Origin of the sequence: Microbacterium sp. (assembly GCF_036823965.1) — a bacterium.
GTDB lineage: Bacteria > Actinomycetota > Actinomycetes > Actinomycetales > Microbacteriaceae > Microbacterium.
In genome coordinates this window covers 215,971-242,590 of sequence record NZ_DAITBE010000006.1, presented here as the reverse complement: position 1 = coordinate 242,590, position 26,620 = coordinate 215,971, and the positions used below count along the sequence as shown (strand labels likewise).

Annotated in this window: 29 protein-coding genes and 1 tRNA gene; 10 read left to right on the top strand and 20 right to left on the bottom strand. The window is 69.2% G+C overall.

Annotated elements, in window-relative coordinates:
- Positions 1-22: 22 nt before the first annotated feature.
- From V7Z82_RS12385 to V7Z82_RS12375, 3 genes are all read right to left on the bottom strand, one after another.
- Positions 23-850, bottom strand: a complete 828-nt coding sequence (locus tag V7Z82_RS12385; protein ID WP_334151853.1) for an SseB family protein — start codon at positions 848-850, stop codon at positions 23-25.
- On the bottom strand, positions 831-1,580 hold the full coding sequence (gene priA / locus V7Z82_RS12380) for a bifunctional 1-(5-phosphoribosyl)-5-((5-phosphoribosylamino)methylideneamino)imidazole-4-carboxamide isomerase/phosphoribosylanthranilate isomerase PriA (RefSeq protein ID WP_045279798.1): 750 nt from the start codon (positions 1,578-1,580) through the stop codon (positions 831-833). The genes V7Z82_RS12385 and priA overlap by 20 nt, the downstream gene beginning before the upstream one ends.
- 334 nt (positions 1,581-1,914) lie before the next feature.
- Complete coding sequence (locus tag V7Z82_RS12375; RefSeq protein ID WP_334151852.1) at positions 1,915-2,277, bottom strand: hypothetical protein; 363 nt, start codon at positions 2,275-2,277, stop codon at positions 1,915-1,917.
- On the opposite strand from V7Z82_RS12375, the gene V7Z82_RS12370 reads away from it, so the two are divergent.
- Positions 2,264-3,220, top strand: coding sequence for a MinD/ParA family ATP-binding protein (locus V7Z82_RS12370; RefSeq protein WP_334151851.1), 957 nt, complete (start codon positions 2,264-2,266; stop codon positions 3,218-3,220). The genes V7Z82_RS12375 and V7Z82_RS12370 overlap by 14 nt on opposite strands.
- A 66-nt stretch (positions 3,221-3,286) precedes the next feature.
- Here V7Z82_RS12370 and hisH read toward each other — a convergent pair whose 3' ends face one another.
- The 4 genes from hisH to V7Z82_RS12350 are packed head-to-tail and all read right to left on the bottom strand — an operon-like array spanning position 3,287 to position 6,043.
- Complete coding sequence (gene hisH, locus V7Z82_RS12365) at positions 3,287-3,925, bottom strand: imidazole glycerol phosphate synthase subunit HisH (RefSeq protein ID WP_334151850.1); 639 nt, start codon at positions 3,923-3,925, stop codon at positions 3,287-3,289.
- Positions 3,922-4,539, bottom strand: a complete 618-nt coding sequence (gene hisB / locus V7Z82_RS12360; protein WP_334151849.1) for an imidazoleglycerol-phosphate dehydratase HisB — start codon at positions 4,537-4,539, stop codon at positions 3,922-3,924. Before hisB ends, hisH begins: the two co-directional genes overlap by 4 nt.
- Positions 4,536-5,630, bottom strand: coding sequence for a histidinol-phosphate transaminase (locus V7Z82_RS12355; protein WP_334151848.1), 1,095 nt, complete (start codon positions 5,628-5,630; stop codon positions 4,536-4,538). The genes hisB and V7Z82_RS12355 overlap by 4 nt, the downstream gene beginning before the upstream one ends.
- Before the next feature lie 50 nt (positions 5,631-5,680).
- Positions 5,681-6,043, bottom strand: coding sequence for a LysM peptidoglycan-binding domain-containing protein (locus tag V7Z82_RS12350; protein WP_334151847.1), 363 nt, complete (start codon positions 6,041-6,043; stop codon positions 5,681-5,683).
- A 312-nt stretch (positions 6,044-6,355) separates the two neighbouring features.
- Between V7Z82_RS12350 and lexA the strand changes: the two genes are divergently transcribed.
- Positions 6,356-7,042, top strand: coding sequence for a transcriptional repressor LexA (gene lexA / locus V7Z82_RS12345; protein WP_334151846.1), 687 nt, complete (start codon positions 6,356-6,358; stop codon positions 7,040-7,042).
- A 99-nt stretch (positions 7,043-7,141) separates the two neighbouring features.
- Entirely contained in the window at positions 7,142-9,007 is a 1,866-nt protein-coding gene (locus V7Z82_RS12340) for a S9 family peptidase (RefSeq protein WP_334151845.1), read from the top strand.
- Between the two features lie 55 nt (positions 9,008-9,062).
- Here the strand turns inward: V7Z82_RS12340 and smpB are convergent, their stop codons facing one another.
- The 3 genes from smpB to ftsE form a co-directional block, all read right to left on the bottom strand.
- Positions 9,063-9,539 carry an SsrA-binding protein SmpB gene (smpB, locus tag V7Z82_RS12335; RefSeq protein ID WP_045279791.1) on the bottom strand — a complete coding sequence of 159 codons (477 nt, stop codon included), beginning with the start codon at positions 9,537-9,539 and terminating at the stop codon, positions 9,063-9,065.
- A gap of 92 nt (positions 9,540-9,631) precedes the next feature.
- Positions 9,632-10,546, bottom strand: coding sequence for a permease-like cell division protein FtsX (gene ftsX, locus V7Z82_RS12330; RefSeq protein ID WP_045279790.1), 915 nt, complete (start codon positions 10,544-10,546; stop codon positions 9,632-9,634).
- Positions 10,543-11,634: a cell division ATP-binding protein FtsE gene (gene ftsE, locus V7Z82_RS12325; protein WP_334151844.1), complete on the bottom strand. Its 1,092-nt coding sequence runs from the start codon at positions 11,632-11,634 to the stop codon at positions 10,543-10,545. The genes ftsX and ftsE overlap by 4 nt, the downstream gene beginning before the upstream one ends.
- A gap of 186 nt (positions 11,635-11,820) precedes the next feature.
- Here ftsE and V7Z82_RS12320 point away from each other — a divergent pair, with 186 nt between their 5' ends.
- Together V7Z82_RS12320 and V7Z82_RS12315 are read left to right on the top strand one after the other, a co-directional pair.
- On the top strand, positions 11,821-12,846 hold the full coding sequence (locus tag V7Z82_RS12320) for a DUF2510 domain-containing protein (RefSeq protein WP_334151843.1): 1,026 nt from the start codon (positions 11,821-11,823) through the stop codon (positions 12,844-12,846).
- A gap of 198 nt (positions 12,847-13,044) precedes the next feature.
- The gene (locus V7Z82_RS12315) at positions 13,045-14,082 is read left to right on the top strand and encodes a DUF2510 domain-containing protein (protein ID WP_334151842.1); all 1,038 of its coding nucleotides are present in this window, start codon (positions 13,045-13,047) and stop codon (positions 14,080-14,082) included.
- Positions 14,083-14,146: 64 nt separating this feature from the next.
- On the opposite strand, the gene prfB is transcribed toward V7Z82_RS12315, so the two are convergent.
- Positions 14,147-15,256, bottom strand: a complete 1,110-nt coding sequence (prfB, locus tag V7Z82_RS12310) for a peptide chain release factor 2 (protein ID WP_334151841.1) — start codon at positions 15,254-15,256, stop codon at positions 14,147-14,149.
- Between the two features lie 143 nt (positions 15,257-15,399).
- Here prfB and V7Z82_RS12305 point away from each other — a divergent pair, with 143 nt between their 5' ends.
- A complete protein-coding gene (locus V7Z82_RS12305) occupies positions 15,400-16,638 on the top strand; it encodes an MFS transporter (protein WP_334151886.1) in 1,239 nt (412 codons plus the stop codon).
- Positions 16,635-17,192 carry an NUDIX hydrolase gene (locus V7Z82_RS12300; protein ID WP_334151840.1) on the top strand — a complete coding sequence of 186 codons (558 nt, stop codon included), beginning with the start codon at positions 16,635-16,637 and terminating at the stop codon, positions 17,190-17,192. The genes V7Z82_RS12305 and V7Z82_RS12300 overlap by 4 nt, the downstream gene beginning before the upstream one ends.
- Positions 17,193-17,217: 25 nt before the next feature.
- On the opposite strand, the gene V7Z82_RS12295 is transcribed toward V7Z82_RS12300, so the two are convergent.
- The 7 genes from V7Z82_RS12295 to V7Z82_RS12265 are packed head-to-tail and all read right to left on the bottom strand — an operon-like array spanning position 17,218 to position 21,668.
- Entirely contained in the window at positions 17,218-17,643 is a 426-nt protein-coding gene (locus V7Z82_RS12295) for a pilus assembly protein TadG-related protein (RefSeq protein WP_334151839.1), read from the bottom strand.
- On the bottom strand, positions 17,640-18,071 hold the full coding sequence (locus V7Z82_RS12290; protein WP_334151838.1) for a TadE family protein: 432 nt from the start codon (positions 18,069-18,071) through the stop codon (positions 17,640-17,642). Before V7Z82_RS12290 ends, V7Z82_RS12295 begins: the two co-directional genes overlap by 4 nt.
- Positions 18,061-18,417 carry a TadE family protein gene (locus tag V7Z82_RS12285; RefSeq protein WP_442927631.1) on the bottom strand — a complete coding sequence of 119 codons (357 nt, stop codon included), beginning with the start codon at positions 18,415-18,417 and terminating at the stop codon, positions 18,061-18,063. The genes V7Z82_RS12290 and V7Z82_RS12285 overlap by 11 nt, the downstream gene beginning before the upstream one ends.
- Before the next feature lie 44 nt (positions 18,418-18,461).
- A complete protein-coding gene (locus tag V7Z82_RS12280; protein WP_334151836.1) occupies positions 18,462-18,656 on the bottom strand; it encodes a hypothetical protein in 195 nt (64 codons plus the stop codon).
- A 20-nt stretch (positions 18,657-18,676) separates the two neighbouring features.
- Positions 18,677-19,615, bottom strand: coding sequence for a type II secretion system F family protein (locus V7Z82_RS12275; RefSeq protein ID WP_334151835.1), 939 nt, complete (start codon positions 19,613-19,615; stop codon positions 18,677-18,679).
- Positions 19,612-20,460, bottom strand: coding sequence for a type II secretion system F family protein (locus tag V7Z82_RS12270; protein ID WP_334151885.1), 849 nt, complete (start codon positions 20,458-20,460; stop codon positions 19,612-19,614). Before V7Z82_RS12270 ends, V7Z82_RS12275 begins: the two co-directional genes overlap by 4 nt.
- A gap of 5 nt (positions 20,461-20,465) precedes the next feature.
- Positions 20,466-21,668 (bottom strand): CpaF family protein, encoded by a 1,203-nt coding sequence (locus V7Z82_RS12265; protein ID WP_334151834.1) that lies wholly within the window; start codon positions 21,666-21,668, stop codon positions 20,466-20,468.
- 136 nt (positions 21,669-21,804) lie between these two features.
- On the opposite strand from V7Z82_RS12265, the gene V7Z82_RS12260 reads away from it, so the two are divergent.
- Both V7Z82_RS12260 and V7Z82_RS12255 read left to right on the top strand, forming a co-directional pair.
- Positions 21,805-21,886, top strand: a tRNA-Leu gene (locus V7Z82_RS12260).
- Positions 21,887-21,964: 78 nt separating this feature from the next.
- Positions 21,965-22,741, top strand: a complete 777-nt coding sequence (locus tag V7Z82_RS12255) for a DedA family protein (protein WP_334151833.1) — start codon at positions 21,965-21,967, stop codon at positions 22,739-22,741.
- An 18-nt stretch (positions 22,742-22,759) separates the two neighbouring features.
- On the opposite strand, the gene ku is transcribed toward V7Z82_RS12255, so the two are convergent.
- Complete coding sequence (ku, locus tag V7Z82_RS12250) at positions 22,760-23,599, bottom strand: non-homologous end joining protein Ku (protein WP_334151832.1); 840 nt, start codon at positions 23,597-23,599, stop codon at positions 22,760-22,762.
- A 91-nt stretch (positions 23,600-23,690) separates the two neighbouring features.
- On the opposite strand from ku, the gene ligD reads away from it, so the two are divergent.
- Positions 23,691-25,646, top strand: coding sequence for a non-homologous end-joining DNA ligase (gene ligD, locus V7Z82_RS12245; protein WP_334151831.1), 1,956 nt, complete (start codon positions 23,691-23,693; stop codon positions 25,644-25,646).
- Between the two features lie 20 nt (positions 25,647-25,666).
- On the opposite strand, the gene V7Z82_RS12240 is transcribed toward ligD, so the two are convergent.
- Complete coding sequence (locus tag V7Z82_RS12240; RefSeq protein ID WP_334151830.1) at positions 25,667-26,587, bottom strand: cation diffusion facilitator family transporter; 921 nt, start codon at positions 26,585-26,587, stop codon at positions 25,667-25,669.
- Positions 26,588-26,620 lie beyond the last annotated feature (33 nt).

Below are 26,620 nucleotides of genomic sequence, written 5' to 3'. Positions count from 1 at the left end.
CGCCCGCCGCAGCACTGCGCTCTCAGGCGCTGCGGCGGAGCTTCACGGTGAGGGAGTCGGCGAGCACCGCGATGCGGTCGTCGGCCGCCCAGCGCTGAGCGAGGCGGGCCAGCACGGCGTCGAGGACCTCGCGCTCGAGGCCGTCCACGAGCTCGAGCACCACGACCAGCTCTGGGCCGCGCAGACGCGCATCCGGATCGCCGGGGGCGACGGCGACATCGATCACGGCGAGCTCGTGCGCGACGCTCGCCTGCAGTGCGCCGAACACCTCGGGCGAGAGGAAGCTCGGCTCCCAGGCGTGCCCCTGGGCGATCGCCCAGACAGCCGGGCGACGGATGACGAACTCGGTGTCAGACGTCGGGTCGAGCACGATCAGGTCGGTCTCCTCGGCGGATGCAGCGAGGGCTGCGCGCACCGCCTCGACCGGGATCGGACGCGCCGCGGCATCCCACCGGCCCATCGCCTCGACCGAGGAGAAGACCGGCTGCACACGACGTCCGTCAGGTGCGGCGACCGTCACGATCGACAGCTCCTGCGTCTTGTCCACCGCGAGGCCACTCGGGGCGACGCCCTCCTCGCCCTTCTCCGCGATCAGCGGGATGAGCACGCGCGCGCTGCGGAAGGCGTCGACGACCTCGACCTGACTGCCCTCACCGGCGCGGAAGCGCAGCAGCGCAGCGAGCAGCGCGGGGTCGGCCGAGCCGTCGTCCCCGGCATGCGGATTCGATTCGAAGCTGCGACCTTCCCAGGGCACGCCCGCGGAATCGCCGTGACCGGCGGCCGCAGAATCGTGGTCGGCGTGACCGTGATCCCCGTGACCGCACGAGTCGTCAGTCGTCGCCGGCGACATCCAGCGCCTCGGCCAGCGTGAACGCACCGGCATACAGGGCCTTGCCGACGATGGCGCCCTCGACGCCCAGCGGCACGAGCTCGCGCAGCGCGGCGATGTCGTCCAGGCTCGAGATACCGCCGGAGGCGACGACCGGCTTCGGGGTACGCGAGGCGACCTCGCGCAGCAGTTCGAGGTTCGGACCGCGGAGCGTGCCGTCCTTGGTGACGTCGGTGAGCACGTAGCGGCTGCAGCCGGCATCCTCGAGGCGCTCGAGGACCTCCCAGAGGTCACCGCCCTCCTGGGTCCAGCCTCGAGCTGCGAGCGTGGTGCCTCGCACGTCGAGTCCGACCGCGATCGCCTCGCCGTAGCGGCCGATCACGTCGGCGGCCCACTCCGGGTTCTCCAGCGCGGCGGTGCCGAGGTTGATACGGGTCGCGCCGCTCTCGAGCGCAGCCTCCAGCGTCGCGTCATCGCGGATGCCGCCGGAGAGCTCCACGTTCACGTGGCGGTACTGCTTGATGACCTTGCGCAGGATCGGCGCGTTGCTGCCGCGACCGAAGGCTGCGTCGAGGTCGACGAGGTGGATCCACTTCGCGCCCTGCGCGACCCACTCCCCTGCGGCGTCCAGCGGGTCGCCGTAGTTCGTCTCGGTGCCGGCCTCACCCTGGGTGAGCCGCACCGCCTTGCCGCCGGCGACATCGACGGCCGGGAGAAGCGTGAGCGAGGGAGACTGCGCGAAGTCGTTCATGGGTTCCTAAGGTGAGGATTCAGATCAGCGGTCCGAGCACACCCGTCACGGACGCACGAGAACCGAGGGTATCGCGACCCAGGTCGCCCTCCAAATGCAGGAGAAACGCAGGAGAAATGCACGAGATAGGCTGAGGCATGATGTCCGGACCGCACGATGAAGCCACACCGCGTGCAGACGCGCGCGGACGCAGCGATCAGCAGCCGCTCGTCGAGTCGGTCCCGCTGTTCCCCGACGACGTTCCTGCCGTCCCGCCGCGGCCGGCAGCGGCGCCTGCTCTGCCTGGGCAGCCGCCGTACCGTCGAACCCGTGCCGAGGCTCGCGAAGACCGCGCTCAGGACGTCTCAGCACCGCCTCGTCCGACGCCACCAGCGCCCACCGCAGCGCCGGCCACGGCGAGGTCGGCACCGCCTGCGGGCTCTCCGTTCGAGGAGTTCGAGACCGCGCCCACTGACACCGTGCCGCGGCATCCCGCCGCGCGCCCGGCACCGACGCCTGCGGCGCCGGTCGCGCCCGTCACTCCCGTGGATGCGGAACCGACCGTGCCCGCTGCTCCAGCGCGCACTGCGCCGGCGGCGCCACCAGTTCCGGCACCGCCGGCATCCACGGCCCCAGTGACGCCAGCGTCCTCGGCACCTGGACCTGCACCTGCACCTGCACCTGCACCTGCACCTGCGAACGTGATGCCCGCATTCATCGAGCCCGTGTCTCGACGCGAGCAGCGTGAGCGGCACTCCTTCCTGCAGACGGAGCGGCCGGAAGAGCCGGCACGCGAGGGCGCCCGTGGCACGCTGAATCGAATGGGCTTCCGCCTGCGACCGTCCGCAGAGGAGCAGTCCGCCCGCGACGACGAACTCGCAGTGAGCCAGCATTGGCCTGGTCCGCGCACGATCGCGGTCGTGAACGGCAAGGGCGGTGCCGGCAAGACACCCACGACGATCCTGCTGTCGGCGGTGTTCGCCCGCTACGGCGGTGCCGGCGTGCTCGCGTGGGACAACAACCAGACGCGCGGCACCCTCGGCTGGCGCACCGACACCGGAGCGCACGACCGCACACTCCTCGAGCTGCTGCCGGAAGCTGGCCGCCTGCTCGGCACCGGCGCGCAGTCCGCAGATCTTGCGCACTTCATGCACCATCAGCCCCGCGAGAAGTACGACGTGCTGCGCTCGAAGCCGATCAGGCTCGCGCACGAGAACCGGCTGAGTCCGAAGGATGTCGACGCGATCCACTCGGTGGCTGCGAAGTTCTACCGGCTGATCATCATCGACTCTGGCAATGACGAGTCTGACCCGATGTGGCTCCGGATGATCGACCAGGCGGATCAACTCGTGATCGCGACGACGACCCGTGCCGATCATGCCGAGGCGGGCGCGCTCCTCATCGAGGCGCTCGAGGAGCGCGACGAACGATCAGCCCGGCTCGCCCAGCGGTCGGTCGCCGTGGTCTCCCAGGCAGACCCGAAGGCGACTGCCAGCGAGATCGAACACGTCATGGACGGATACCGCTCGTTGTCGCGCGAGGTCGTCAGCGTGCCGTTCGATCACGAGATGGTCGACGGACCACTCCGCTACGGCGCGCTCGGCAAGCGCACGCAGCGGGCCTGGCTGTCGGCCGCAGCAGCGGTCGCCCGCGGTTTCTGAGGTCTCCGAACGCTCGGAGGCACCGAACGCCCCGTCCGAACGACCTGCGCGATCAGTGGAGCTCGGTCAGCGGAGCGAGCCGATCCAGTTCCGCAGCAGCTGGATGCCGGCCTCGCCCGACTTCTCGGGGTGGAACTGCGTCGCCGACAGCGGTCCGTTCTCGACGGCTGCGAGGAACGGGTCGCCGTACGTGGTCCAGGTCAGCGCGGGCTGCGGGAACGGCGGGATGACGTCGAGTTCCCACGACTGCGCGGCGTAGGAGTGCACGAAGTAGAAGCGTTCGTCCTCGATGCCGCGGAACAGCACGCTGCCGTCGCCGGGTTCGACGGTGTTCCAGCCCATGTGCGGCAGAACGGGGGCGTTGAGCTCCGTGACGGCTCCCGGCCACTCCCCCAGGCCCTCGGTGTCGAGACCGCGCTCGACCCCGTGCGAGAAGAGCACCTGCATCCCGACACAGATTCCGAGCACTGGACGACCGCCGGCAAGTCGTCGGTCGATGATCTCGTCGCCGCCGTGCGCATGCAGCGCCTCCCGGACGGCTGCGAACGCACCGACGCCCGGGACCAGCAGCCCGTCGGCCTCCTGGGCGACCTTCCGGTCGCGCGTGAGCACGGCATCCGCGCCCGCCGCGACCAACGCCTTCACCGCGGAGTGGACGTTGCCGGAGTCGTAGTCGAAGACCGCGACGGTGGGCGTGCGGGTCACAGTGCGCCCTTGGTCGACGGGATGCCGTCCACCAGCGGGTCGAGCGACTTCGCCTGACGGAACGCGCGAGCGAACGCCTTGTACTCTGCTTCGGCGATGTGGTGCGGGTCGCGGCCGCCGAGCACGCGGACGTGCACGGTCAGCGCCGCGTTGAACGCGATCGCCTCGAACGAGTGGCGCACCAGCGAGCCGGTGAAGTGACCGCCGATCAGGTGGTGCTCGAAACCTGCGGGCTCTCCCTCGTGCACGAGGTACGGGCGACCGGAGATGTCGACGACGGCCTGCGCGAGCGCCTCGTCCAGCGGGACGAGGGCATCGCCGTACCGCGAGATGCCGGCCTTGTCACCCAGCGCCTCGAGGATCGCCTGGCCGAGCACGATCGAGACGTCCTCGACCGTGTGGTGGGCGTCGATGTGGGTGTCGCCGGAGGCCCGCACCGTGAGGTCGGTGAGCGAGTGCTTCGCGAATGCCGTGAGCATGTGGTCGAAGAACGGCACCGAGGTGTCGATGTGGCTCGCACCGGTGCCATCGAGGTTCAGTTCGAGCTCGACGGTGGACTCCGACGTGCTGCGCACTCGGCTGGCGGTGCGCGGGGTCAGGGCGAGAGTGCTCATGAGGCCGATTCTATCGAGGCGAGGGCGTCGAGGAACGCCGTCGTCTCGGCCTCCGTGCCGGCGGTCACACGCAGGTGACCGGGGATGCCGACATCGCGGATCAGCACACCGCGGTCGTAGAGCCGCTGCCAGGTCGCCTTCGGATCGGCGACGCCCCCGAACAGGACGAAGTTCGACCAGGACTCGTGCGGCGAATAGCCCAGCGCCTCGAGTGTCGCGGTGATGCGGTCGCGCTGCTCGACGATCTCGTCGACCATGCCGAGCATGACGTCGGCGTTGCGCAGCGCCGCGACCGCGGCGGCCTGCGTGAGGGCGCTCAGGTGATACGGCAGACGAACGAGTCGCAGCGCATCGATGAAGCCGGCGTCAGCGGCGAGGTACCCCACTCGCGCGCCGGCGAAGGCGAACGCCTTGCTCATGGTGCGCGAGACCGCGAGACGCGGGCGGCCCTCCAGCAGCGACAGCGCCGATGGCGCCTCGCGAGGCGCGAACTCCCAGTACGCCTCGTCGACGACGACGATGCCGCGAGCAGCCTCGTACACGGCTTCGATGACGTCGAGATCCAGCGGCGTGCCGGTCGGGTTGTTCGGTGAGCAGAGCAGGATGACGTCGGGGTCGACCTCGCGCACCTGGGCTGCGGCCTCGTCAGGCGTGATCGTGTAGTCGGGCTGGCGGACGCCAGGCACCCACCGTGCCCCGGTGCCCTGGGCGATGAGCGGATACATGGAATACGTCGGCGCGAAGCCGAACGCGGTGCGTCCTGGGCCGCCGAAGGCCTGCAGGATGTGCTGCAGCACTTCGTTCGAGCCGTTGCCCGCCCAGATCTGGTCAGCCTGCAGTCCGTGGCCGAGGTACTCGGCGAAGCCTTCGCGGAGAGCGGTGAACTCCCGGTCCGGATACCGGTTCACGTCTCGGATCGCGACGGCGATCTCGTCGAGGATGTCGCTGGCGACCTCATCAGGGATCGGATGGGTGTTCTCGTTGACGTTGAGGGCGATCGGCAGCGGAGCCTGCGGAGCGCCGTACGGGGTCAACCCGCGGAGATCGTCACGAAGCGGCAGATCATCGAGTGAGGCAGTCACCCTTCCCATGCTAGAACGCTCGGGGTGAGTGCGGACAATCGTGACGCTCCGAGAAGCGCTCAGCCCTCGTACTGCGACGGGATCGCGAGCTCCTGGCCGATCTGCAGCTCGCCAGTGGGCAGCGCGTTCAAGCGGGTGATGTCGCCGATGACGTCGCGCGGGTCGGCCCCGGGAGCGATCTCACTCGCGATCGACCAGAGCGTATCGCCCGGCATCACGGTGACGGTCGAGAAGGTCACCGTGCCGGCATCCTCGCCGGAGGCGAGGGCGCTGCCACCGCTGATCGCCGCGAAGGCGATGCCGAACGCGAGCGGCAGCGCTGCGAGTGCGAGCAGCACGCGGCGCCCGCGCACCGTCAGCCGGAGCTTCGTCGCCGGACGTGCCGGGATGACTGCTGCAGTGCTGAAGGTGATGGTGCTCATGTCGTGCTCCTCTGCGTCGCCCTCCGTTGCCCGGAGGTCCAGCCACCTGCCCGTCGGGCCGGTGGAAGTTGGCGTAGCGTTCGCATTCACCACTCGGCCGGGAGTGCTGGATGCGAAGCTACGTTCCGAAGATATCTTCGAGTTCGAATATCTGTCAAGCATTCTTCGAAACCTGAGCCGCGAATCAGCCGACACGCTCGAACAGATCTTCCAGATTCGATCGATTCTCGGATACGGTTTCGATAGGAACACCCCACCACGGGCCACCGACATTCGAAGAGCGACGTCGGGAACGCGTACCGAAGGAGCATCATGAGCGAGAACTCAGCCCTCGAAGCCGAGGCACCGCGTACTCGTCGTCGCAAGAGCCTCAGCCCCAAGCAGCTGGCGATCCTCGAGGTCATCCAGACCTCGATCGCGCAGCAGGGCTATCCGCCGAGCATGCGCGAGATCGGCGACGCCGTCGGACTCAAGTCGCTCTCGAGCGTCACGCACCAGCTCGGGCAGCTCGAGCTCAGCGGCTACCTGCGCCGCGACCCCGGCAAGACCAGGGCGATGGAAGTGCTCATCGACCTGCCGGGCACGAGCGGCGAGAACCCGGCCGACACGGCCACCCCGGTGGGAGACGCGGCCATGGTGCCCCTGGTCGGGCGCATCGCGGCCGGCGTTCCGATCACGGCTGAGCAGCAGATCGAGGAGATCTTCCCGCTCCCCCGTCAGCTCGTCGGCAAGGGCGACCTGTTCATGCTCAAGGTCTCCGGCGAGTCGATGATCGACGCCGCGATCTGCGACGGCGACTGGGTCGTCGTGCGCTCCCAGAACAGCGCGGAGAACGGGGAGATCGTGGCTGCCATGCTTGACGACGAGGCGACGGTCAAGACGTTCCGCCGCCGCGACGGCCACACCTGGCTGCTCCCCCGCAACTCGGCGTTCGAACCGATCCTGGGCGACGAGGCGACGGTGCTCGGCAAGGTCGTGGCGGTCCTTCGCTCCGTCTGAGCATCCGCTCTCCACACACCACCCCGACGAAACCGCCCTCCCATGATCAGGGAAGGGCGGTTCTTCGTGTGTGCCCAGAGGTGCGCATAGGCTCAGTGCATGACTGCGCCATTCGGGTCCTGGGCCTCACCGTTCTCGCCGGCCTCGGTCGCCTCCTCCTCGCCGCGCATCGACGGGGCGAAGTTCGTCGGTGACGAGGTCTGGTGGGGCGAGTCGGTTCCGGCGCAGGGCGGCCGTCTCACGGTGCGCAGCTCGAGCGGCTCGGATATCCTTCCCGCACCATGGAGTGCCCGCTCCCGAGTGCACGAGTACGGCGGCGGGGCTTGGACGGCGGATGCCGACGGCATCCTCTACTTCGTCGGCGCGGCCGACCAGCGTGTGTACCGTCTCTCTCCCGGCGGTGAGCCGGCGCCGCTCACGGCGGAGGGCCCAGCGCACGGCGGTCTCCGGATGCAGCAGGGTCGTCTCTTCGCCGTGCGCGAGGACCTCACGGTCGAGCCGCATGTCCGCGGGATCGTCGAGATCCCGACCGACGGCTCTGCCGCTGACGATGCCTCGGTGGTCCGCGTCCATGCGCAGGGCGAGGGCTTCTTCGCCCACCCCGCACTGTCCCCCGACGGCACGCGCCTGGCCTGGGTCGCATGGGGTGGACGACGGATGCCGTGGCAGAGCGCGCAGCTGCGCATCCTGTCCATCGCCGATGGCAGCCTCGGCGAGCTCCCGGCCAGCACCGCGCTGCAGCCGGAGTGGCAGGACGATGCGCATCTGCTCTTCACCGACGATCTCGGAGGCCGCTGGGCGCTGCATCGCGCAGCGCTCGACGGCGTCGTGCTCGCTGCTCCTGCGAGCCCGATCGCGCCGGCCGATGCCGACACCGGCTACGGCCTCTGGGTGCTCGGCAACCGCTGGTATCAGCCGCTCGAGGACGGGCGCATCGTCGCGGTGCGCACGAACGGCCGCGATGCGATCGACGCCATCTCGCAGCACGGCATCCGTCGACCGCTCGATGTACCGGCCGACGGGCACGTGAGCGTGGACGCCGCTGAGGGCACTCGGGTGCTGCTCAGCGGCAACGGCTCTCGAGTCGCGCCAGGCGTCTGGAGCGTCGATGTGGACTCGGGTGAGGTCGTGACCATCGCGGGCGGCGCCCCCGTCGACCCGAGCTGGATGCCGTCAGCGCAGCCGATCATGGTGGACGGCGAGCACGGCCCTGTCCACGCCTTCGTCTACCCGCCGCTGAACCCGACGGTCGCGGCGCGTGACGGCGAACTCCCGCCGTACCTCGTGTTCGTGCACGGCGGACCGACCGCGCACGTGACGGGCGCGGCATCCTCGGCGATCGCGTTCTACACGAGTCGCGGCATCGGCGTGCTCGACGTGAACTACGGCGGCTCCACCGGCTACGGCCGCCCCTACCGCGAACGCCTCGACGGTCAGTGGGGCGTGGTCGACGTCGATGACGTGATCGCAGCAGCCCGAGGCCTCGCCGACACAGGTCTCGCCGACCCTGCCAGGATCGCGATCCGCGGCAGCTCGGCCGGCGGCTGGACCGTCCTGTCCGCCCTCGTGCGCGGCGGGGTCTTCGCCGCCGGGATCAGCCGCTACGCCGTGACCGACCTGCGGATGCTCGACGAGCACTCGCACGACTTCGAGCAGCACTACATCGCCGGGCTCGTCGGTCCGCTCCCCGAGGCAGAGGCGCTGTACGTCGAACGCTCGCCGCTCACGAACGTCGAGCGCATCGACGTTCCGGTGCTGCTCCTGCAGGGCGCAGACGATCGCGTCGTGCCGCCGTCGCAGTCCGAGGCAGTGCGAGACGCCCTGGCCGCACGCGGCATCGACCACGAGTATGTGCTGTACCAGGGCGAAGGCCACGGCTTCCGCCGCGAGGAGACGATCGTCGACGCGCTGGAGCGCGAGCTTCGATTCCTCGGTCGCGTGTTCGGCTTCGAGCCGAGCCTCTGAGCAGCCGAGACGCTGAGCAGCAGAGCTTCCGAGCCTCTGCGCCCGACGGCGCGAGCTACTCGCCGACGCGGTTGCGCAGGCGCATCGCGCGATCAGCCTCGCGCGTGTCCTGACGTTCTCGCAGGGTCTGGCGCTTGTCGAACTCGCGCTTTCCCTTCGCGAGGGCGATCTCGATCTTGGCGCGGCCGTCCGAGAAGTAGAGCTTCAACGGGATCAGCGTGTAGCCGCCGGCCGACACTGCGTGGGCGATCTTCGTGATCTCCTCGCGGTGCAGCAGCAGCTTCCGGATGCGCTTCGCCGAATGATTGGTCCAGTGCCCCTGCGAGTACTCCGGGATGTGCACGGAGTCGAGGAACACCTCGTTGCCCTTCACGAACGCATACCCGTCGCTCAGGTTGGCCCGCCCCTGGCGCAACGACTTCACCTCGGTGCCGGTGAGCACCATCCCCGCCTCGTACGACTTCTCGATGTTGTAGTCGTGACGTGCGCGACGATTGGTCGCGACGACCTTCTCCCCGCGTTCCCTGGGCATGTTGCACTCCTGTGATTCGACGAGCCCAGCACTCCGATGCGGCTGAGCAGCCTTTCAGTCTACCTGCAGACCGGCGCCGTGATCCACCCGCGTCAGGCGCGCAGCCAGCGCCGGATCGCGAATCCGGCTGACAGCGCGGCCAGGATCACCCCGATGCCGATCAGCACCGGCACGACCAGGAGCGCATCCTGCATCGTCACCCAGGTGGTGATGAACGGCACCCGTCCGCGCAGATAGCCGTTCACGCCGAAGTGCAGCCCTGCGACGACCGCGGCACTCGCCAGCGCTGACCCGAGGAATGCCGCGAAGACGCCCTCGAGCACGAACGGCGTCTGGATGAAGCGGTTCGAGGCGCCGACCAGCCGCATGATGCCGATCTCCTTGCGTCTCGCATACGCCGACAATCGGATCGTCGTCGCGATCAGCAGGGTCGCGGCGATCAGCATCAGCACGGCGATGCCGACCGCGATGTAGGTGGCCACGGTCAGCGCTGAGAACAGCGGTTCGAGGTACTGCAGCTGGTCCTTCACCTGCTCGACCCCTGCTTGGCCGCTGAACGCCTCGGAGAGCACGCTCGACTGCCCCGGGTCCTTCATGGTCACGAAGAACACCTCGAACGCCTGGTCTGGGGTCAGCACGCTGGCCTGGTCGGCCCCGAGCTGGTCGACGAGCTTGGCGTAGGTGTCTTCCTTCGTGTCGAAGGTCATCGAGCTGATCAGCGGCGAGAGCGCATCGCCCTCGAGCTGGGCACGGACGGCCTCCACCTGTTCCTCGCTGGCCGAGCCGTCGACGCAGGTGTCGGATTGGGAGACCGCGGAGCACATGTAGACGGCGACCTGGGCACGTTCGGCCCAGTAGCCGCGCATCACGCCGATCTGGCCCTGCATGAGGATCGCAGCGCCGACGAAGGTCAGCGAGACGAAGGTGACGAGCACGACGGAGATCACCATCGAGATGTTGCGGCGCAGGCCGCCGAGCGCTTCGGCGAGGATCAGACCGATTCTCATGAGGTCGGTCCCACTTCCTCGTCATCGGCATCCGACAGGCCGAGGCGATCGGCGACGCCGAGCTCGGCGACATCGACCTGGGGCAGCACGATCGGATGCGTGCGGGGGCCGGGGGCGACCGGCTGGTCGGCGGGAGCCGGACCGGGTGCCACCGGCTCCGGCGGCACGACCTCCTCCTGCGGATCGACCGCGACCGGGGTGTCGGCAGGTGCGACAGGTGCAGGCTGCGGTGCTGCGACGGGGGCTGATGCCGCTGCCTTGCGCTGCGAGCTGAGCTCCTCGGTGAGCGCTGCGCGCACGATCGAGAGGTCGGCGGTCTGCCGCTGCACCTCCTGCACGGCGGTGAGCGCGGCCGCGGCTGCCGCCCCGCGGACCTCTGCAGGCACCAGGCGCGGGATGTTCGAGGTGTCGCCGTAGCCGCCGTGCACCTCGTCGCGGACCATGACGCCGTCGCTGAGCTCGATCACTCGGCGCTGCATCTGGTCGACGAAGCCCGCCTCATGCGTTGCCATCAGCACGGTCGTCCCACCGGCGTTGATCCGCGCGAGCAGCTGCATGATGTCGACCGACGTCGCCGGGTCGAGGTTTCCGGTCGGCTCATCGGCCAGCAGCACCTGCGGACGGTTGACGAGCGCGCGCGCGATCGCGACGCGCTGCTGTTCGCCACCGGAGAGCTCGTGCGGCATCCGCTTCTGCTTGCCGTCCAGACCGACCAGCGCGAGCGCCTCGGGCACAGCCTGCTGGATGAATCCGCGCGAGGAGCCGGTGACCTGCAGGGTGAACGCGACGTTCTGGAAGACGGTCTTCGACGGCAGCAGCCGGAAATCCTGGAAGACGGAGCCGATGTGGCGCCGGAAGTACGGCACCTTGCGGTTCGCGAGCGAGCGCAGGTCTCGGCCGAGCACGGCGACGCGACCCGATGTGGGCACGTCCTCGCGCAGGATGAGGCGCAGGCAGGACGACTTGCCGGAGCCCGAGGCGCCGACGAGGAAGACGAACTCCCCGCGCTGCACTTCGAAGTCGACGTTGGAAAGGGCGGGCTTCGACGTCCCCCGGTAGCGTTTCGTGACGTTCTCGAACCGAATCATGGCGCTACGAGCCTAAGTGCGGCTTCTCCCCTGGCCGCGAGCGACACCCCGGGCAGCGAGTCCCGACTCGAACGGCATGGGGACTTCTCCCCTGCCGGGGGCCGGAAGTCTGTCGTCGGGCACTGCTATACATGAAGGTGCCATCGCGCCGCTCGCGCATGCGCCGAGATCTTCTAGGGGGAAACCATGACGACACCTGCAGGCTGGTACGACGACGGATCCGGTCGTCAGCGCTGGTGGGACGGCCAGCAGTGGACCGAGCACTTCGCACCGGAGGCCGCAGCGCCCGTCGAGGACGCAGCTCCCGCGGAGTCCTCGCCTTCTGAGACCGACGTCTCGGCAGTCGAAGAGCCCTCGCTCGACGATACGGTGGTCCGCGTCGACGAGACGGTGATCAACCCGGATGCCGGACATGACGTGGTCCCGCAGCCCGACTCCTCGCAGCCCGCGACCACCTCGTTCGCGGCACCAGCTGCGCCGCCGTACGGAGCGCCGACCGCACCGCAGTATCCCGGGAGCGCACCGGCGCAGCCGACCGGCGGCTACCCCGGCTCGTACACGCCCGGTGCCGGCGGCTACCCGGCCGCAGACCCGTATGCGGTCAGCGCACCGACAGAGCCGAAGAAGGTCTCCATCCTCGGGCTGGTCGGTCTCGGCCTCTCGGTGATCGGTACGATCCTCGTCTTCATCCCGGTGATCGGGCTCATCGGATTCTTCGTCCTGGCGGCCGGCTTCATCGTCTCGCTCATCTCGGTGTTCCTCAAGGGCAAGAAGTGGCCGGGGATCACGGGCCTCAGCCTAGCTGTGGTCGGCACGATCCTCGGCGTCATCATGTCGTTCGTCTACCTCTTCGCCTTCGCGCAGGGTGTGAGCGAGGAGTACAACGGGCCGTCCAGCTCCGCCACCGCCGAGGCCACGCCCGCTCCCGAGAGCTCCGCCACTCCTGACGACGGCACCGTCAGCGGCACCCGTCCGACCGCGGAAGAGGTCGCTGTCGGTTTGAAGGCCATCTTCAACACGACCGCCGGTGGCGCGTACACCGACGCGCAGATGCTCTGCCTCGCTGACGCGTTCGTCGTCTCCGACCTCTCTGACGAGACGCTGCGCGCGGTCGCCGACAGCGACGGAACGCTCACCGACATGGCCGCAGCATCCGGGGTGGCCGAGGTGCTCAGCGACACCGACACGGTCGCGTCCTGCCTCGTCGGCTGATCCGCAGCACATGATCCGGAAGACCCCGGGAGCGTCGGCTCCCGGGGCCTTCGGCATCCGTGACCGTGTCGTGACCCATCGCGCTGGGCCGTCCCGATAGCTTCATGATGATCGATGAATCCGGAGTCTTCGCCCGAGTGGCCGCCGAGGGTTCGTCACATCGATCATCGACCCCAGGACAGACGACGAGGACGCCCGATGACAACACCTGCAGGCTGGTACGACGACGGCTCAGGAAACCGGCGATGGTGGGACGGGGAGCAGTGGACGGCGCATGTCGTCGCGGGTCCGCAGCCGGCCGCTGACGAGCCGACAGGGAATCCGGCTGTCACCGCCGGAGAGGCCGCAGAGCCGGCCGCGCCCGCCGCCCCCGCCGCACCGACCGAGGTGTTCGCGCCGCCCTTCGTGCTCGACACCCTGACCGCGCACCCCATCTCACAGATGGGCACGTATCCAGGAACGAACGCCGGCGGGTATCCCGCTGCGGGTCAGCCCGTCGCCCCGGCACCCACGCCTGCACCGACCGCACCACGCAGGATCTCGGTGCTCGGACTCATCGGCCTCATCGCTGCAGCGGTGGGCGTCGTCCTCGCCTGCATCCCGCCGATCTCCGCCGTCGGATGGATCGTGCTCGGCGTGGCGTTCGTGACCTCGATCGTCTCGCTGTTCCTGCGCGGCGCGAAGTGGCCAGGAATCACCGGCGTCGGCGTGACCGTCATCGGCGCGATCCTGGCGCTCGCCGTCTCGCTCGTCTCCCTCGGGTTCAGCTCCATCGTGGAGGCCGGCGGCGTTCAGGCGACTCCGAGCGAGCGCCCGTCGGTCGACGACGGCGCTGCGGACCCCGCCGAGGACCCGTCTGAGATCGAAGGCGCCAGGATGGTGCCCTTCGATCGACTTGCAGTGGGCGACTGCATCCCCCTGGTGGAGTACGAGGACGAGATCTTCGAGGTGCCGGTGGTCCCCTGCGATCGACCGCACACCGACGAGGTCTATTTCATCTACCAGTTCGACGACGGCGAGTACCCGGGCGACGACGTCCTGTACCAGGAGGCCGAGGAACGCTGCCTCGCCGAGTTCGAGGGGTTCGTCGGCATGTCCTACGAGCAGTCCGAACTCGACTTCTACACCTACTGGCCGACCCAGATGTCGTGGAACCGAATGGACGACCGCACTGTCCACTGCATCGTCTTCAGCTACGACGACGTGACCGGCACCCTCGAGGGCGCGGATCGCTGAATCCCACCGAACGAGAAGGCCCCGGGAGTTCAACGCTCCCGGGGCCTTCTGCATCGCACGACGATCAGTCGTCGGTCGGACGCTTGCGCCAGCGGATGCCGGCGGAGATGAAGTCGTCGAGGTCGCCGTCGAACACGGCAGCCGGGTTCCCCGACTCCTGGCCCGTGCGCAGGTCCTTCACCAGCTGCTGTCCATAGAGGAAGTACGAGCGCATCTGGTCGCCCCAACTCGCGGTGATGTTCCCCGCGAGTTCCTTCTTCTTCGCGGCTTCCTGCTCCTTCTGCAGCAGCAGGAGGCGGGTCTGGAGCACGCGCATCGCGGCTGCGCGGTTCTGGATCTGCGACTTCTCGTTCTGCATCGAGACGACGATGCCGGTCGGGAGGTGCGTGAGGCGGACGGCCGAGTCGGTCGTGTTGACCGACTGCCCACCGGGGCCCGAGGAGCGGAAGACGTCGACGCGGATGTCGTTCTCCGGAATGTCGACCTCGGTCGCCTCCTCCATCAGCGGGATGACCTCGACGGCGGCGAACGACGTCTGGCGCTTGTCGGCGGAGCCGAACGGGCTGATGCGGGCGAGACGGTGCGTGCCGGCCTCGACCGAGATCGTGCCGAACGCGTACGGGGCGTCGATCTCGAACGTCGCGGACTTGATGCCGGCGCCTTCGGCGTAGGACGTGTCCATGACCTTGACCGGGTACTTGTGGCGCTCGGCCCAGCGCAGGTACATGCGCATGAGCATCTCGGCGAAGTCGGTCGCGTCGTCGCCGCCGGCTCCGGAGCGGATCGTGATGATCGCTGAACGCTCGTCGTACTCGCCGTCGAGCAGGGTCTGCACCTCGAGCTGGTTGATCAGATCGGTGAGCGCCGTGAGCTCGGCACGCGCCTCGACCGCGGAGTCCTCGTCGCCCATCTCGTTCGCGAGACCGATCAGCACCTCGAGGTCGTCGAGACGCTGGGCGATGCCGGTGATGCGGGCGAGCTCGGACTGCCGGTGGCTGAGGGCGCTGGTCACCTTCTGCGCGTTCTCGGTGTCGTCCCAGAGGTCGGGGGCACCGGCTTCCTCGCTGAGTCGCGCGATGTCCTCGCGCAGTCGGTTGACGTCGACGACCTCGCTGATGTCGCCGAAGGTGTGCCTGAGCGCCTGGATTTCGGCGGAAAGATCAAGTTCGAGCATGATATCCGAGCCTATCCTGCCCGGCGGCCGGGTGCTGCCTGCGTTCTCAGACGGCACGCGACCGGCCGGACAGGACATGCCGGACGCGGGGGTAGCCTCGAAGCGTGAGTGGCGCATCGACGGTTCTGAGACAGTTCGGGCCGATGGTGTATCTGCCGACGGTCCTGTTCTCCCTCGGCGAGGGCGCGGTGATCCCGCTCATCCCGGTGATCGCCTCGCGGATGGGCGCCGACGTGGCGGCTGCCGCACTCGTGGCCTCGGCGCTCGTCGTCGGCCAGCTGTGCGGCAATCTGCCGGCCGGCTGGGCGGTCGCCCGCATCGGTGAGCGCTTCACGATGGTCATCGCCGGCGTGATCTCGATGGCCGCAGCCGCGGGGATGCTGGTGGCTCCGTCCATCGGCGTGCTTGCGGCATCCGTCTTCCTGCTCGGGTTCTGCGCTGCGGCCTTCGGCCTCGCCCGGCATGCGTTCATGACGACGCGCGTGCCGCTCGTGGTGCGCGCCCGTGCCCTGTCGCTGCTGGGCGGCAGCTTCCGCCTCGGCATCTTCATCGGACCGTTCGTGGCCGCCGGCCTCCTGCAGCTGTTCGGCGCGGAGGCCGCGGCGATCTGGTTCTTCCTCGGCTGCCTGGTCGTGATGGTGCTGCTCGTGCTGTTCGGCCCCGACCCCGAGAAGAAGAACCCGCCGATCACGCGTCCGTCGACCAGGCCGTTCCTCGAGGACTCCGGCGAACCCGTCAGCGGATCGATCTCGACGATCGAGCGCATCGGCGTCTTCCGCACGATGTGGCAGCAGCGCTCGGTGCTCGGCAGACTGGGCCTCGCTGCCGCCTCGCTGTCGGCCATGCGCTCGGCTCGCCAGGTGATGCTGCCGCTGTGGGGCCTGTCGCTCGGCCTCGACGCCTCGACGATCGCGCTCGTGGTCGGCATCTCGGGTGCGATCGACTTCGCCCTGTTCTACGCCAGCGGCCAGGTCATGGACCGCTTCGGCCGGCTCTGGGCGGCGATGCCAGCGATGGTGCTGATGGGTGCCGGGTTCTTCGCCCTCTCCGTCTCGCACGATGTCGACGCCGCGGTGCTCTGGTACGGCATGTTCGCCGCTGTGCTCGGCGTCGGCAACGGGCTGTCCAGCGGCATCCTGCTGACCCTCGGCGCTGACGTGGCGCCCAAGCGCGACCCCGCGCCGTTCCTCGGCTCGTGGCGCACGCTGACGGACGCCGGCGGCGCGATCGCCCCGCTCGCGATCTCCGGGATCGTCGCCATCGCCTCGCTCCCGATCGCCGCCGCCACGATGGGCGTCGTCGGCATCGTCGGCGCGCTCGGGTTCATCCGATGGATCCCTCGGTTCGTGCCGAGGGTCAAGCCGGACGAGGACGGACGATGAGTCGGATGCTGTCGACCGAGGTGCAGCGGCTCGTCGCCGAGCTCGTGCCGCAGTCGGACCGTGAGCGGGAGATGCAGGCGGACTTCGCCGACACCTTCGGCGACGACTCGGGTCCGGTGTCGCGCGAGTCCGGACCGCACCATGCGACGGCATCATCCGTCGTGTTCGACGAGACTCTGACGCGGACGCTGCTCGTGTTCCACGGCAAGGGACGGTTCTGGGTGCAGCCCGGCGGTCACATGGAAGACGGCGATGCGTCGGTGACGGATGCCGCGCTGCGTGAACTGCGCGAGGAGACCGGGATCGCCGCGGTGCCGACCACTCCCCTGCTCTACGACCTCGACCATCACGCGCTCTCGTCGAGATTCGGGCGCTGCGCCTCGCATTTCGACATCGGAGTGGCGATGATCGCCGACCCCGAGCTCGCCCTCACGGTGAGTGACGAATCCGCCGACGTGCGCTGGTGGCCGGTCGACGCGCTGCCAGCCGAGGCGCCGGAACAGCTCGCCCCGCGGCTGCGCGGGCTGCTGGAGCGGTTGCAGGCGCGAGGCTGACGGCGACCCGACTCGGGGTCCGAGCTCACTGCAGCGCCGTGCGGCTCGTCGCCGTCGATTCCAGCCGCACTCCCTCGGGCACGAACGGCGCGATGAGCGGCGGCATCCACTGTGTCGACACCGTGACGCGCGCCGAGACCCCATCGGGGGTGTCCGCGGACACGAGCTCGGCGTCGCGCGGCAGCGCCGCCCACAGCGCCTGAGCCTGAGCGCGCACGCCGTCGTCACTCAGCTCGGCCCGCACGTTCTCGCCGTCGACGACCAGGGTGAACCCGTCGGCTCCGGCGAGCGCCGCCGCATCCGCGAGCGAGTCGATGCGCTTCTGCGCGAGGTAGAGGTCTGTGGCGCACACGCAGACGAAGAGCACGGCCAGCGCGAGCAGCACGTAGCCGATGATGAGCAGCAGCACGCTGCCCTCGTCATCGTTCTGGGGATGATCGCGCACGGTCATCCCCCCCACATCCGCGACACCTTCTGCGACGCAGACGCCTCCACCGGAATCGACAATGCACGGTCGAGGCCGAACACCGCGGGCACGAACGGCAGGCGCACGCGTGTGGCGACGGTCACGATCACGGTCGTCCCCGCGGCGGGGCACGCGGCTCCGGCCGGCACGCACACCACTCCTGTCTGCACTGAGCCGGCATCCATCGCGTACTCGCCGATCACGCCCTCCAGCACTGCGTCGCTCCGCGCAGCGGCGGCCTCGGCATCGGGCGCCATCGCGATCGCTCGCGCCGTGTGCCGCGCAGCGGCTTCGACGCCGAACGCCTGCTCCTGCACCGTCCCGAGCACGATGACCAGGTAGACCAGCGGCACCAGCAGGATCACGCCGACGGTGATGAACTCGAGCGCGGCCGAGCCCTCGTCATCCGTCACCCAGGCTCTCCTCCGGCGCATGCGCTTCCACCTCCCAGACGCGGGGGACTCCGAGGAGTCCGATCACGGGCAGCGTCGTGCGCACTCGCACATCGATCGTCGGATACCCCAGACGTGTCGACCTGCCGACGGTGATCTCCTCGGCATAGCTCGCACCCACCGCGCGCGTGATCACGTCCCGCGTGCGCTCTGCGCCCTCGTCGAGCCCGGTATCGGCGAGCGCAGCGTGGTACGCGCCCTCCACCGCTGCATCGTGCACGACGTTGCGGACGTAGACCGCGAAGGCGAGCTGCAGCACGGCGAGGGTGAGGATGGTGAGCAGCGTGCCGACCAGCAGGAATTCCACGGGGCTCGACCCGCGTTCGTCCCCCAGCGGCAGCGGCCGGCGCATCAGAGTCCGGACACCCGCTGGATCGCCTGCTCGAACAGCGCCGAGAGGGCTGGGCCAGCGACCGCCCAGATGAGGACGACGAGCCCGGCGGTCATCAAGGTCACGAGCACCCAGCCCGGCACGTCCCCGGCCTCGTCGTCGACCAGCGCCCTGGTCCAGGCGGAGATGTCGTTCCGGCGTCGAAGCGTGGTCATGTCGTTCCTTTCGTGGGCGCTCAGATGATGCCGAGACGCAGGATGAAGAGTCCGGGGTAGATCGCGAACAGTCCGGACAGCGGGAGGATCAGGAACACGAGTGGCAGGAGCATCAGGATCTCCTTGCGGCCGGCCTGTTCGATCAGGGTGCGCTTGGCGTCTTCACGGGCATCGCCGGCCTGAGCCTGCAGCACGCCGGCGAGCGGCGCTCCGCGCTCCAACGCTGCGACGACCTGGTCGACGGCGCGCGTGAGGCCGGGGAGCTGCAGTCTCGCCGCCATCTCGCCCAGTGCGTCGGCGAGCGGAGACCCCGTGCCGACCGCGAGCACGACCTGTCGCAGCTCACCGACGAGTTCCCCCGAGCCGACACCGGTCACCCGCCGCAATGAGTCCAGCAGCCCTTCACCCGCTGACAGACACAGTGAGAGGAACTCGAGCATCGTCGGCAGTTCATCAGCGAGCCGCGCTCGTCGCGACGCGACTCTCGCCGACAGCTGCATGTCGTACACGGCCGCGGCGATGCCACCCGCGAGAACGGGGACCAGCACGATCGGCGGCGTCATCTGCCCCGTGAGCACCAGCACGATCACCACCGCGGCCCCTGACCCGATGCCGACGAGGATCCACCCGAGCTGCCTGGCACGGAACGTCGACGGCTCGGTCCGCGACCCCGCCTGCGCCAGTCGGAGCCGGAGTGCCTCTCCCCCGCCGATCGCCCCCTCGAACGCCGACTTCGCCCAGCGCCACGGCGCGACGCCCGTCGTCGGCAGCACCCCGGCCATGGGGAGTACGTCATCAGGTAGCCGCTCGTCCGGCACGACGTCGCGCACATACGGGGCGATCCTCGACACCAGTGATGCCGCCCGCCACGAGGGGACAGCCGCGAGGAGGAGCAGCACACCGCCGGCGAAGATCCCGCCCATGAGCACTGCGGTGGCCGCAGCCGAGATCGCGTTCATCCGAACCACCGTCGCGGTTCGGCAAGCCGCCCGATCCTGATCATGATGCGGAAGGCGACGACCGAGATCGCGGCGCCGACGCAGATCACCAGCACCCCTTCGGGAGTCCCGTACGCCGACGCACCCTCCGGGCGCATCACGAGCAGTCCGAGGATGACCCACGGCGCCACGGCACCGAGCACAGCTGCCCCGCGGATCCACGACTGCCGTGCCTCGACCTCGCCTCGCAGTGCGGCGTCCGCTCGCACCGACGTCGAGAGCGCTCGCAGCACCGTGGTGAGCTCGGTACCGCCGACCTGCCGCGCCATTCGGAGGGTCTCGATGATGCGGTCGCCGATCGGGTCTGCGAGCGTGGTCTTGAGCCGGTCGAGACTCGACTCGAAGCGGCCGGTGGCCTGCAGATCGCGGGCGAACACCACGAACGCCGGACGCAGTGCAGCGGGGGCCGACTCGCCGAGCCCCGCGACGGCGTCCGGCAGCGAGAGCCCGACACGGATCGAGGCGACCAGCAGGTCGCACACGTCGGGCCACAGCTGCCTGCGGACACGCCGCAGCCGGACCCTCCGCCCGCGGAGGAACATCACCGGCGCTGATCCGCCGGCGATCGCAGCCAGCACAGCGAGCACGGGGAGGCCGGTGAGGAGCCAGACGACGGATGCCGCGGCGAGCGCTGTCGCGGCGATCAGGCTCAGCAGCGCACGCTGCGTGAGCGATCCGAGGCCCGCTTCTTCGCGGAGGCGAGCGAGCGGGCCACGACGCTCGATCGTCGCTCCCCGTGCAGCACGCGGCCACATCCACGGCGACAGGCTCAGCAGCACCCCGGCCGCGAGGAGCGCGCCGAGCATCACTCTCACGACGCCACCTCATCGGCGCGCCTGCGCACGCGGACCGGGACATCGGCGCCTTCTCCGACCACCGTGAGCGCAGCCGAGTAGAGCACCCGAGTGACGATGCGCCCGTCGACGATCTGTCCGGTCGGGGCGATCACCTCCTGCACGCGCCTCGCGCCACTCGATTCGCGTGCGCAGTGCACGACGAGTCCGACAGCCGACGCGAGCGCCGGGGCGATGAACGCCCTGTCGATGTTCCTCCCGGCGAGCAGGGGAAGCATCGTGAGCTTGTCGAGCGCCTCGGACGCCGAGTTCGCGTGCACGGTGCCCGCGCCGGGCACGCCGGTGTTCAGCGCGAGCACGAGGTCGAGCGCCTCCGCGTCGCGGACCTCGCCGACCACGAGCCGGTCGGGCCGCATGCGCAGCGCCTCCTTGACGAGTCGTCGGAGCGTGATCTCGCCGGTGCCCTCGATGCTCGCCTGCCGTCCCTGCAGAGCGACGACATCCGGGCCATCGACAGCGAGCTCGAACGTCTCCTCCACCGTGATGATCCGCTGCTCGTGCGCGCACGCCTGCAGCAGCGCGCCGAGCAGCGTCGTCTTGCCCGCATGCGTCGCGCCGGACACGATGACGCTTCGCCCGTCCAGCATCGCCGCGCGCAGCAGCTCCGCGACCTCCGCCGGCATCGTTCCCTGGGCGGTCAACGCCTCCAGCGTCCGGTATCGCGGAAGGAACTTGCGGATGTTCACCGCCCACGAGCCCCGCACGACATCCGCGATCGCGACATGCAGGCGCGAGCCGTCCGGCAGCGAGGCATCGACGAACGGCTGGCCGATGTCGACGCGACGCCCCGAGGACTGCAGCATCCGCTCCACCAGATCCCGCAGCGTCCCCTCGGTCAGCCGCAGATCCACGCGTGCGGCTACGCCTCCCCTGGCGACGTGCACCTGCCCTGGGCCGTTCACCCAGATCTCCTCGATCTCCGGGTCGTCGAGCAGCGGCTGCAACGCCCCGAACCCCGTCACCGCCGCGAGCACGTCGCGCACGCACTCGGCCTCGTCGGCGATGAGCTCCTCACCACGGGCGAGCGCCATGTCGTTGTGACGACGGACCTCTGACAGCGCCACCCGCCGAGCAGCATCCGGCACCATCGACGGATCCGTGTGCTCGGCCCGCAGTCGCATACGCACGCGATCGGCGACAGCAGCGGAGGGAGGATTCACCCGAGCATCCTCGCAAGATCACCCGCCGCGGCGTGGAAGTTATCCACAGCCGCGATGGCCCCGAGACGTCGGCCCCGCAACTGCGGGCCGATCCCCAGAATCACTGACCCGGCGGTCAGTAGAATGAGACCACCGCGCGGGAGTGGTGGAATTGGCAGACACGCAGGATTTAGGTTCCTGTGCCCCAGGGCGTGTGGGTTCAAGTCCCACCTTCCGCACGACGGATGCTGCGGCATCCGCACCGCAATCCGCCGACCAGTCACGACCGACGGGAATCCTCAGTGTTCGAATCGATGATGCACGCACCGACAGCACTCATCCCCTGGCTCGACCCCCAGACGATCATCGGCGCGGCTGGTCCGTGGGCGCTCCTGGTCGTGTGCTTCATCGTCTTCGCCGAGACCGGCCTGCTGGTCGGCTTCCTGCTGCCCGGCGACACGCTCCTGGTGATCTCGGGGCTGCTCTCGCATCCGATCGGCGCATCCGAGCACGGCGTCTTCGGCATCAACGTCTGGATCGTCGCGCTGCTGATCGGACTCGCCGCGTTCGTCGGCGGCGAGGTCGGCTACGTGATCGGCCACAAGGGCGGACCCGCGATCTTCGAGCGGAAGGAATCGGGTCTCTTCAGCAAGAAGAACGTCGAGCGCACGAACGCGTTCTTCGAGCGCTTCGGCGGCATCACCGTCATCCTCGCCCGGTTCGTGCCGATCGTGCGAACGTTCGCTCCCGTCGCGGCGGGCGTCGGCCACATGCCGTGGCGCAAGTACACGCTCTACAACCTCATCGGCGCAATCCTCTGGGGCTTCGGGCTCACGATGTTCGGCTACGCGATCGGCTTCATCCCACCCGTCGCCGCGTTCGTCGAGAGCTACATCGACCTGATCCTCCTGGCTGCCGTCGGCGGCACGGCACTCATCACGCTCTGGCACTACTTCTCCGAGCGGTACAAGGCGAAGAAGGCCGCTGCCGAGGGCGAAGACGTCGTCACGGATGCCGCCGAAGCCGAAGAGCTCGTGCTCGACACCGAGGTGTTCGACCGGGCTCCCGACCTCGACGGCGACGGCAAGCACTGACGCCGGTCGGCGAGCGCGTCAGCTGGCGCTCTTCTTCGTCGCGGGCTTCTTCGTGCCCTCGGTCGACTTCTTCTCCTTCGAGCGCGCAACGCTCGCACGCAGCGCCTCCATGAGGTCGATGACCTCGCCGCCCTTGGGCACGGCATCCTCGTCGGCGAAGGTCTCCGAGACGTCGAAGCTGTCGCCGGCCTCGATCTTCGCGTCGATGAGCGTTCGCAGCTCCTTCTGGTACTCGTCGACGAACTCCTCCGGATCGAAATCGGTGGAGTAGCTCTCGACGAGGGATGCCGACATCTCGAGCTCCTTCTTCGAGATCCGCACGTCCTCGTGCAGCGCGGGGAAGTCGGCCTCGCGCACCTCGTCGGCCCAGAGCAGCGTCTGCAGCACGAGCACCTTGCCGCGTACGCGCAGCGCGGCGAGCCGGGTCTTCTGTCGCAGCGTGAAGCGCACGATCGCGGTGCGGTCCGTCTGCTCGAGCGTCTTGCGCAGCAGCACGTACGCCTTCGGCGACTTGGAGTCGGGCTCGAGGTAATACGGCTTGTCGAGCGTCAGCGGGTCGACCTGCTCTGATGGCACGAACTCGACGACGTCGATCTCCCGGCTCTTCTCCGCAGGGAGCGAATCGAGGTCCTCCTTCGTGAGCACGACCGTGGTGCCCTCGTCGACGTAGGCCCGATCGATGTCGGCGTAGGCGACGGTCTCGCCGCACACCTCGCAGGTGCGCTGATAGCGGATGCGTCCGCCGTCCTTCTCGTGCACCTGGTGCAGCGGTACGTCGTGGTCCTCCGTCGCGGAGTACACCTTCACCGGCACGTTCACCAGCCCGAAGGTCAGTGCGCCCTTCCAGATCGTCCTCATGACACCAGTGAACACCAGCCGCGACCTCCGCGGCCAGCCCTTGACGCAGTGCCTTCGCGTGCCGCAGCGCAACGGACAGTAGCCTGGCGTCATGGCGGCAGACGAGCAGATCGTGCGGGTCGACGACCGTCGACTGCGTGTGACGAACCTCGACAAGGTCGTCTACCCCGACAGCGGCACCACGAAGGGCGAGATCTTCGCCTACTACTCGACGATCGCTCCGCTCCTGCTGCCACTGCTCGCCGGACGCCCGGTCACCCGCAAGCGCTGGGTCGAGGGCGTCGGGACGGCGGATGCTCCGGCAGACGCTTTCTTCACGAAGCAGCTCGAGCGCGGGGCTCCGGAGTGGATACCCCGCCAGGCGATCCAGCACTCCGACGGCCCGAAGGAGTATCCGCTGGTCGATGACGTGCCGACGCTGGTGTGGCTCGCCCAGGTCGCCGCGATCGAGCTGCACGTACCGCAGTGGCGCTTCACACCGGACGGTCTTCCCGGCCGACCCGACCGCCTCGTGCTCGATCTCGACCCAGGGCCCGGCGTGGACCTCGCGCAGTGCGCGGCGGTCGCCCGCATCGCGCGCGGCATCCTCACCGACATGGGGCTCGATCCGCTCCCGGTGACGAGCGGGTCGAAGGGCATCCACCTGTATGCCGCACTGCCGGGCGAGCAGACGAGCGATGAGATCTCCGCGGTCGTGAAGGAGATCGCCCGCCTGATCGAGAGCGAGCATCCCGATCTCGCGACGGCGACCATGACGAAAGCGGTGCGCGGCGGCAAGGTCTTCCTCGACTGGAGCCAGAACAACGGCAAGAAGACCACGATCTCGCCGTACTCCCTCCGCGGACGAGCGCAGCCCTGGGTCGCGGCACCCCGCACCTGGGCGGAACTCGACGACCCCGACCTCGCCCAGCTCGATCTCGATGAGGTGCTCGCCCGCGCCGCAGACGGCATCGACCCGCTGGCATCGCTGCACACGGCGGATGCGGGCGTCGCGGCCGCTCCCCCGACGAGCCCATCGCACCCGGCCAGGACGCACCGCCCGCGTCCGAGCGGAGCTCCGGCACCCGGCGCCACCCTCCCGTCACTCGCACCGATGCTCGCCGAGCACGGCACACCAGGACGAGCGCGCAGCCTCAGCACACCGTCGTGGGTCGAGGTCAAGTGGGACGGCATCCGCGCGATGGGCACCTGGAGCGATGGACGGATGCAGCTGCACGCCCGCAGCGGCACGGACATCACCGCCCGGTACCCGGAGCTCACCGCCGATGGCGCCCCGTTCCTTCCGGTCGATGACGCGATCGTCGACGGCGAGGTCGTGGCGTTCGACGCGCACGGGCGACCGAGCTTCTCGCTGCTGCAGAACCGGATGCATCTGACCCGGCCTCGGGAGATCGAACGCGAGGTCGTCCGCACCCCGATCGTGTACCTGCTGTTCGACCTGCTCCGCCTGGACGGACATGACCTCACCGCCATGCCCCTGCGCCAGCGTCGAACGCTGCTGCAGGACCTCGCCGGCGACCTCGACGCGCCCGTGCGCATCCCGCCGGTGTTCGACGACCTGGACGCCGCGCTCGCGGCCAGCGACGAGTTCGGCCTCGAGGGCGTGGTCGTGAAGGATCCGGACTCGCGGTACCGACCCGGCATCCGCTCCCCCGGCTGGCTCAAGCTCAAGCACACCCGCATGCAGGAGGGCGTGATCGTCGGCATCCGTCCTGGGAAGGGAGATCGGGAGGGCAGCATCGGCTCGCTGCTGCTCGCCGTCGCGGAGACGCCCGGCGGCGAGCTGCGCTACGTCGGGCGGGTGGGCACGGGATTCAGCGAGCGAACGCTGCGCGACCTGCAGACGCGGCTCGAGCCACTGCGCACGAACGACGCCCCCCTCGACGGCGTGCCTGCGCTCGATGCGTCAGACGCGCTGTGGGTGCGACCGGAACTCGTCGGCGAGGTCGAGTTCGCCAACTGGACCCCTGACGGCGTGCTGCGGCATGCTCGGTGGCGCGGGCTTCGCGCTGACAAGTCGCCCGACGAGGTCGTGCGCGAACCGTGACCGGGACCGGCGAGGGCCGGTCAGGCGTGGTGCGGCTCGCAGTCGGACTGCTCGGCCGGCTCGATCTGGAACGTCGAATGCTCGACGTCGAAATGGTCGGCGAGGCACGCCTGCATCTCGGAGAGCAGCTTCGGCGAGCCGCCGTCGGCGAGCAGCGTCGGATCGACGCTCACGTGCGCACTGAACACGGGCGCACCACGGGTCAGCTGCCAGACGTGCACGTCATGCACCCCGGTCACGCCTTCGTAGTCGAGCAGGTGCTGGCGGATGTCGCTGACGGCCGTCCCCTTCGGCGCCGACTCCGACAGCACCGAGAACACCTCGCGGAGCAGGGAGATCGCGCGAGGGATGATCATGATGGCGATGAACATCGAGGCGATCGCGTCAGCGGGCATCCAGCCGGTCACGACGATCACGATCGCTGCGACGATGACAGCAGCCGATCCGATCAGGTCGCCCATGACCTCGAGGTAGGCGCCTCTGACGTTGATGCTCGTGCGCTGCGCGCGGCTGAGCAGCCACATCGAGACGGCGTTGGCCAACAGGCCGATCACAGCCACCACGAGCATGAGCGGGCCAGCGACCTCGACATCGCTCGGATTCAGCAGCCGCGTGACCGCCTCGAAGCCCACCCAGCCGGCGAGCAGGATCAGGATGACGGCGTTGATCAGCGCGCCGAACACCTCGGCGCGCTGGTATCCGAAGGTTCGACGATCATCGGCCGGACGCGCGGCGACCGCTGCGGCGATCAGCGCGATCACGAGCGCCGAGGCGTCGGTGAACATGTGCGCGGCATCGGCGAGGAGCGCGAGGGATCCGGTGAGGATCGCTCCGACGACCTGCACCAGCATGATCGTCGCGGTGAGGCACAGCGAGATCGTCAGCAGACGTCGGTGCCCTGCGGAACGGATGCCGCCGGCGGCGGGAGCGTGATCGTGCATGCCCCCAAGGCTAGACCGGGTATCCCCCGGTGA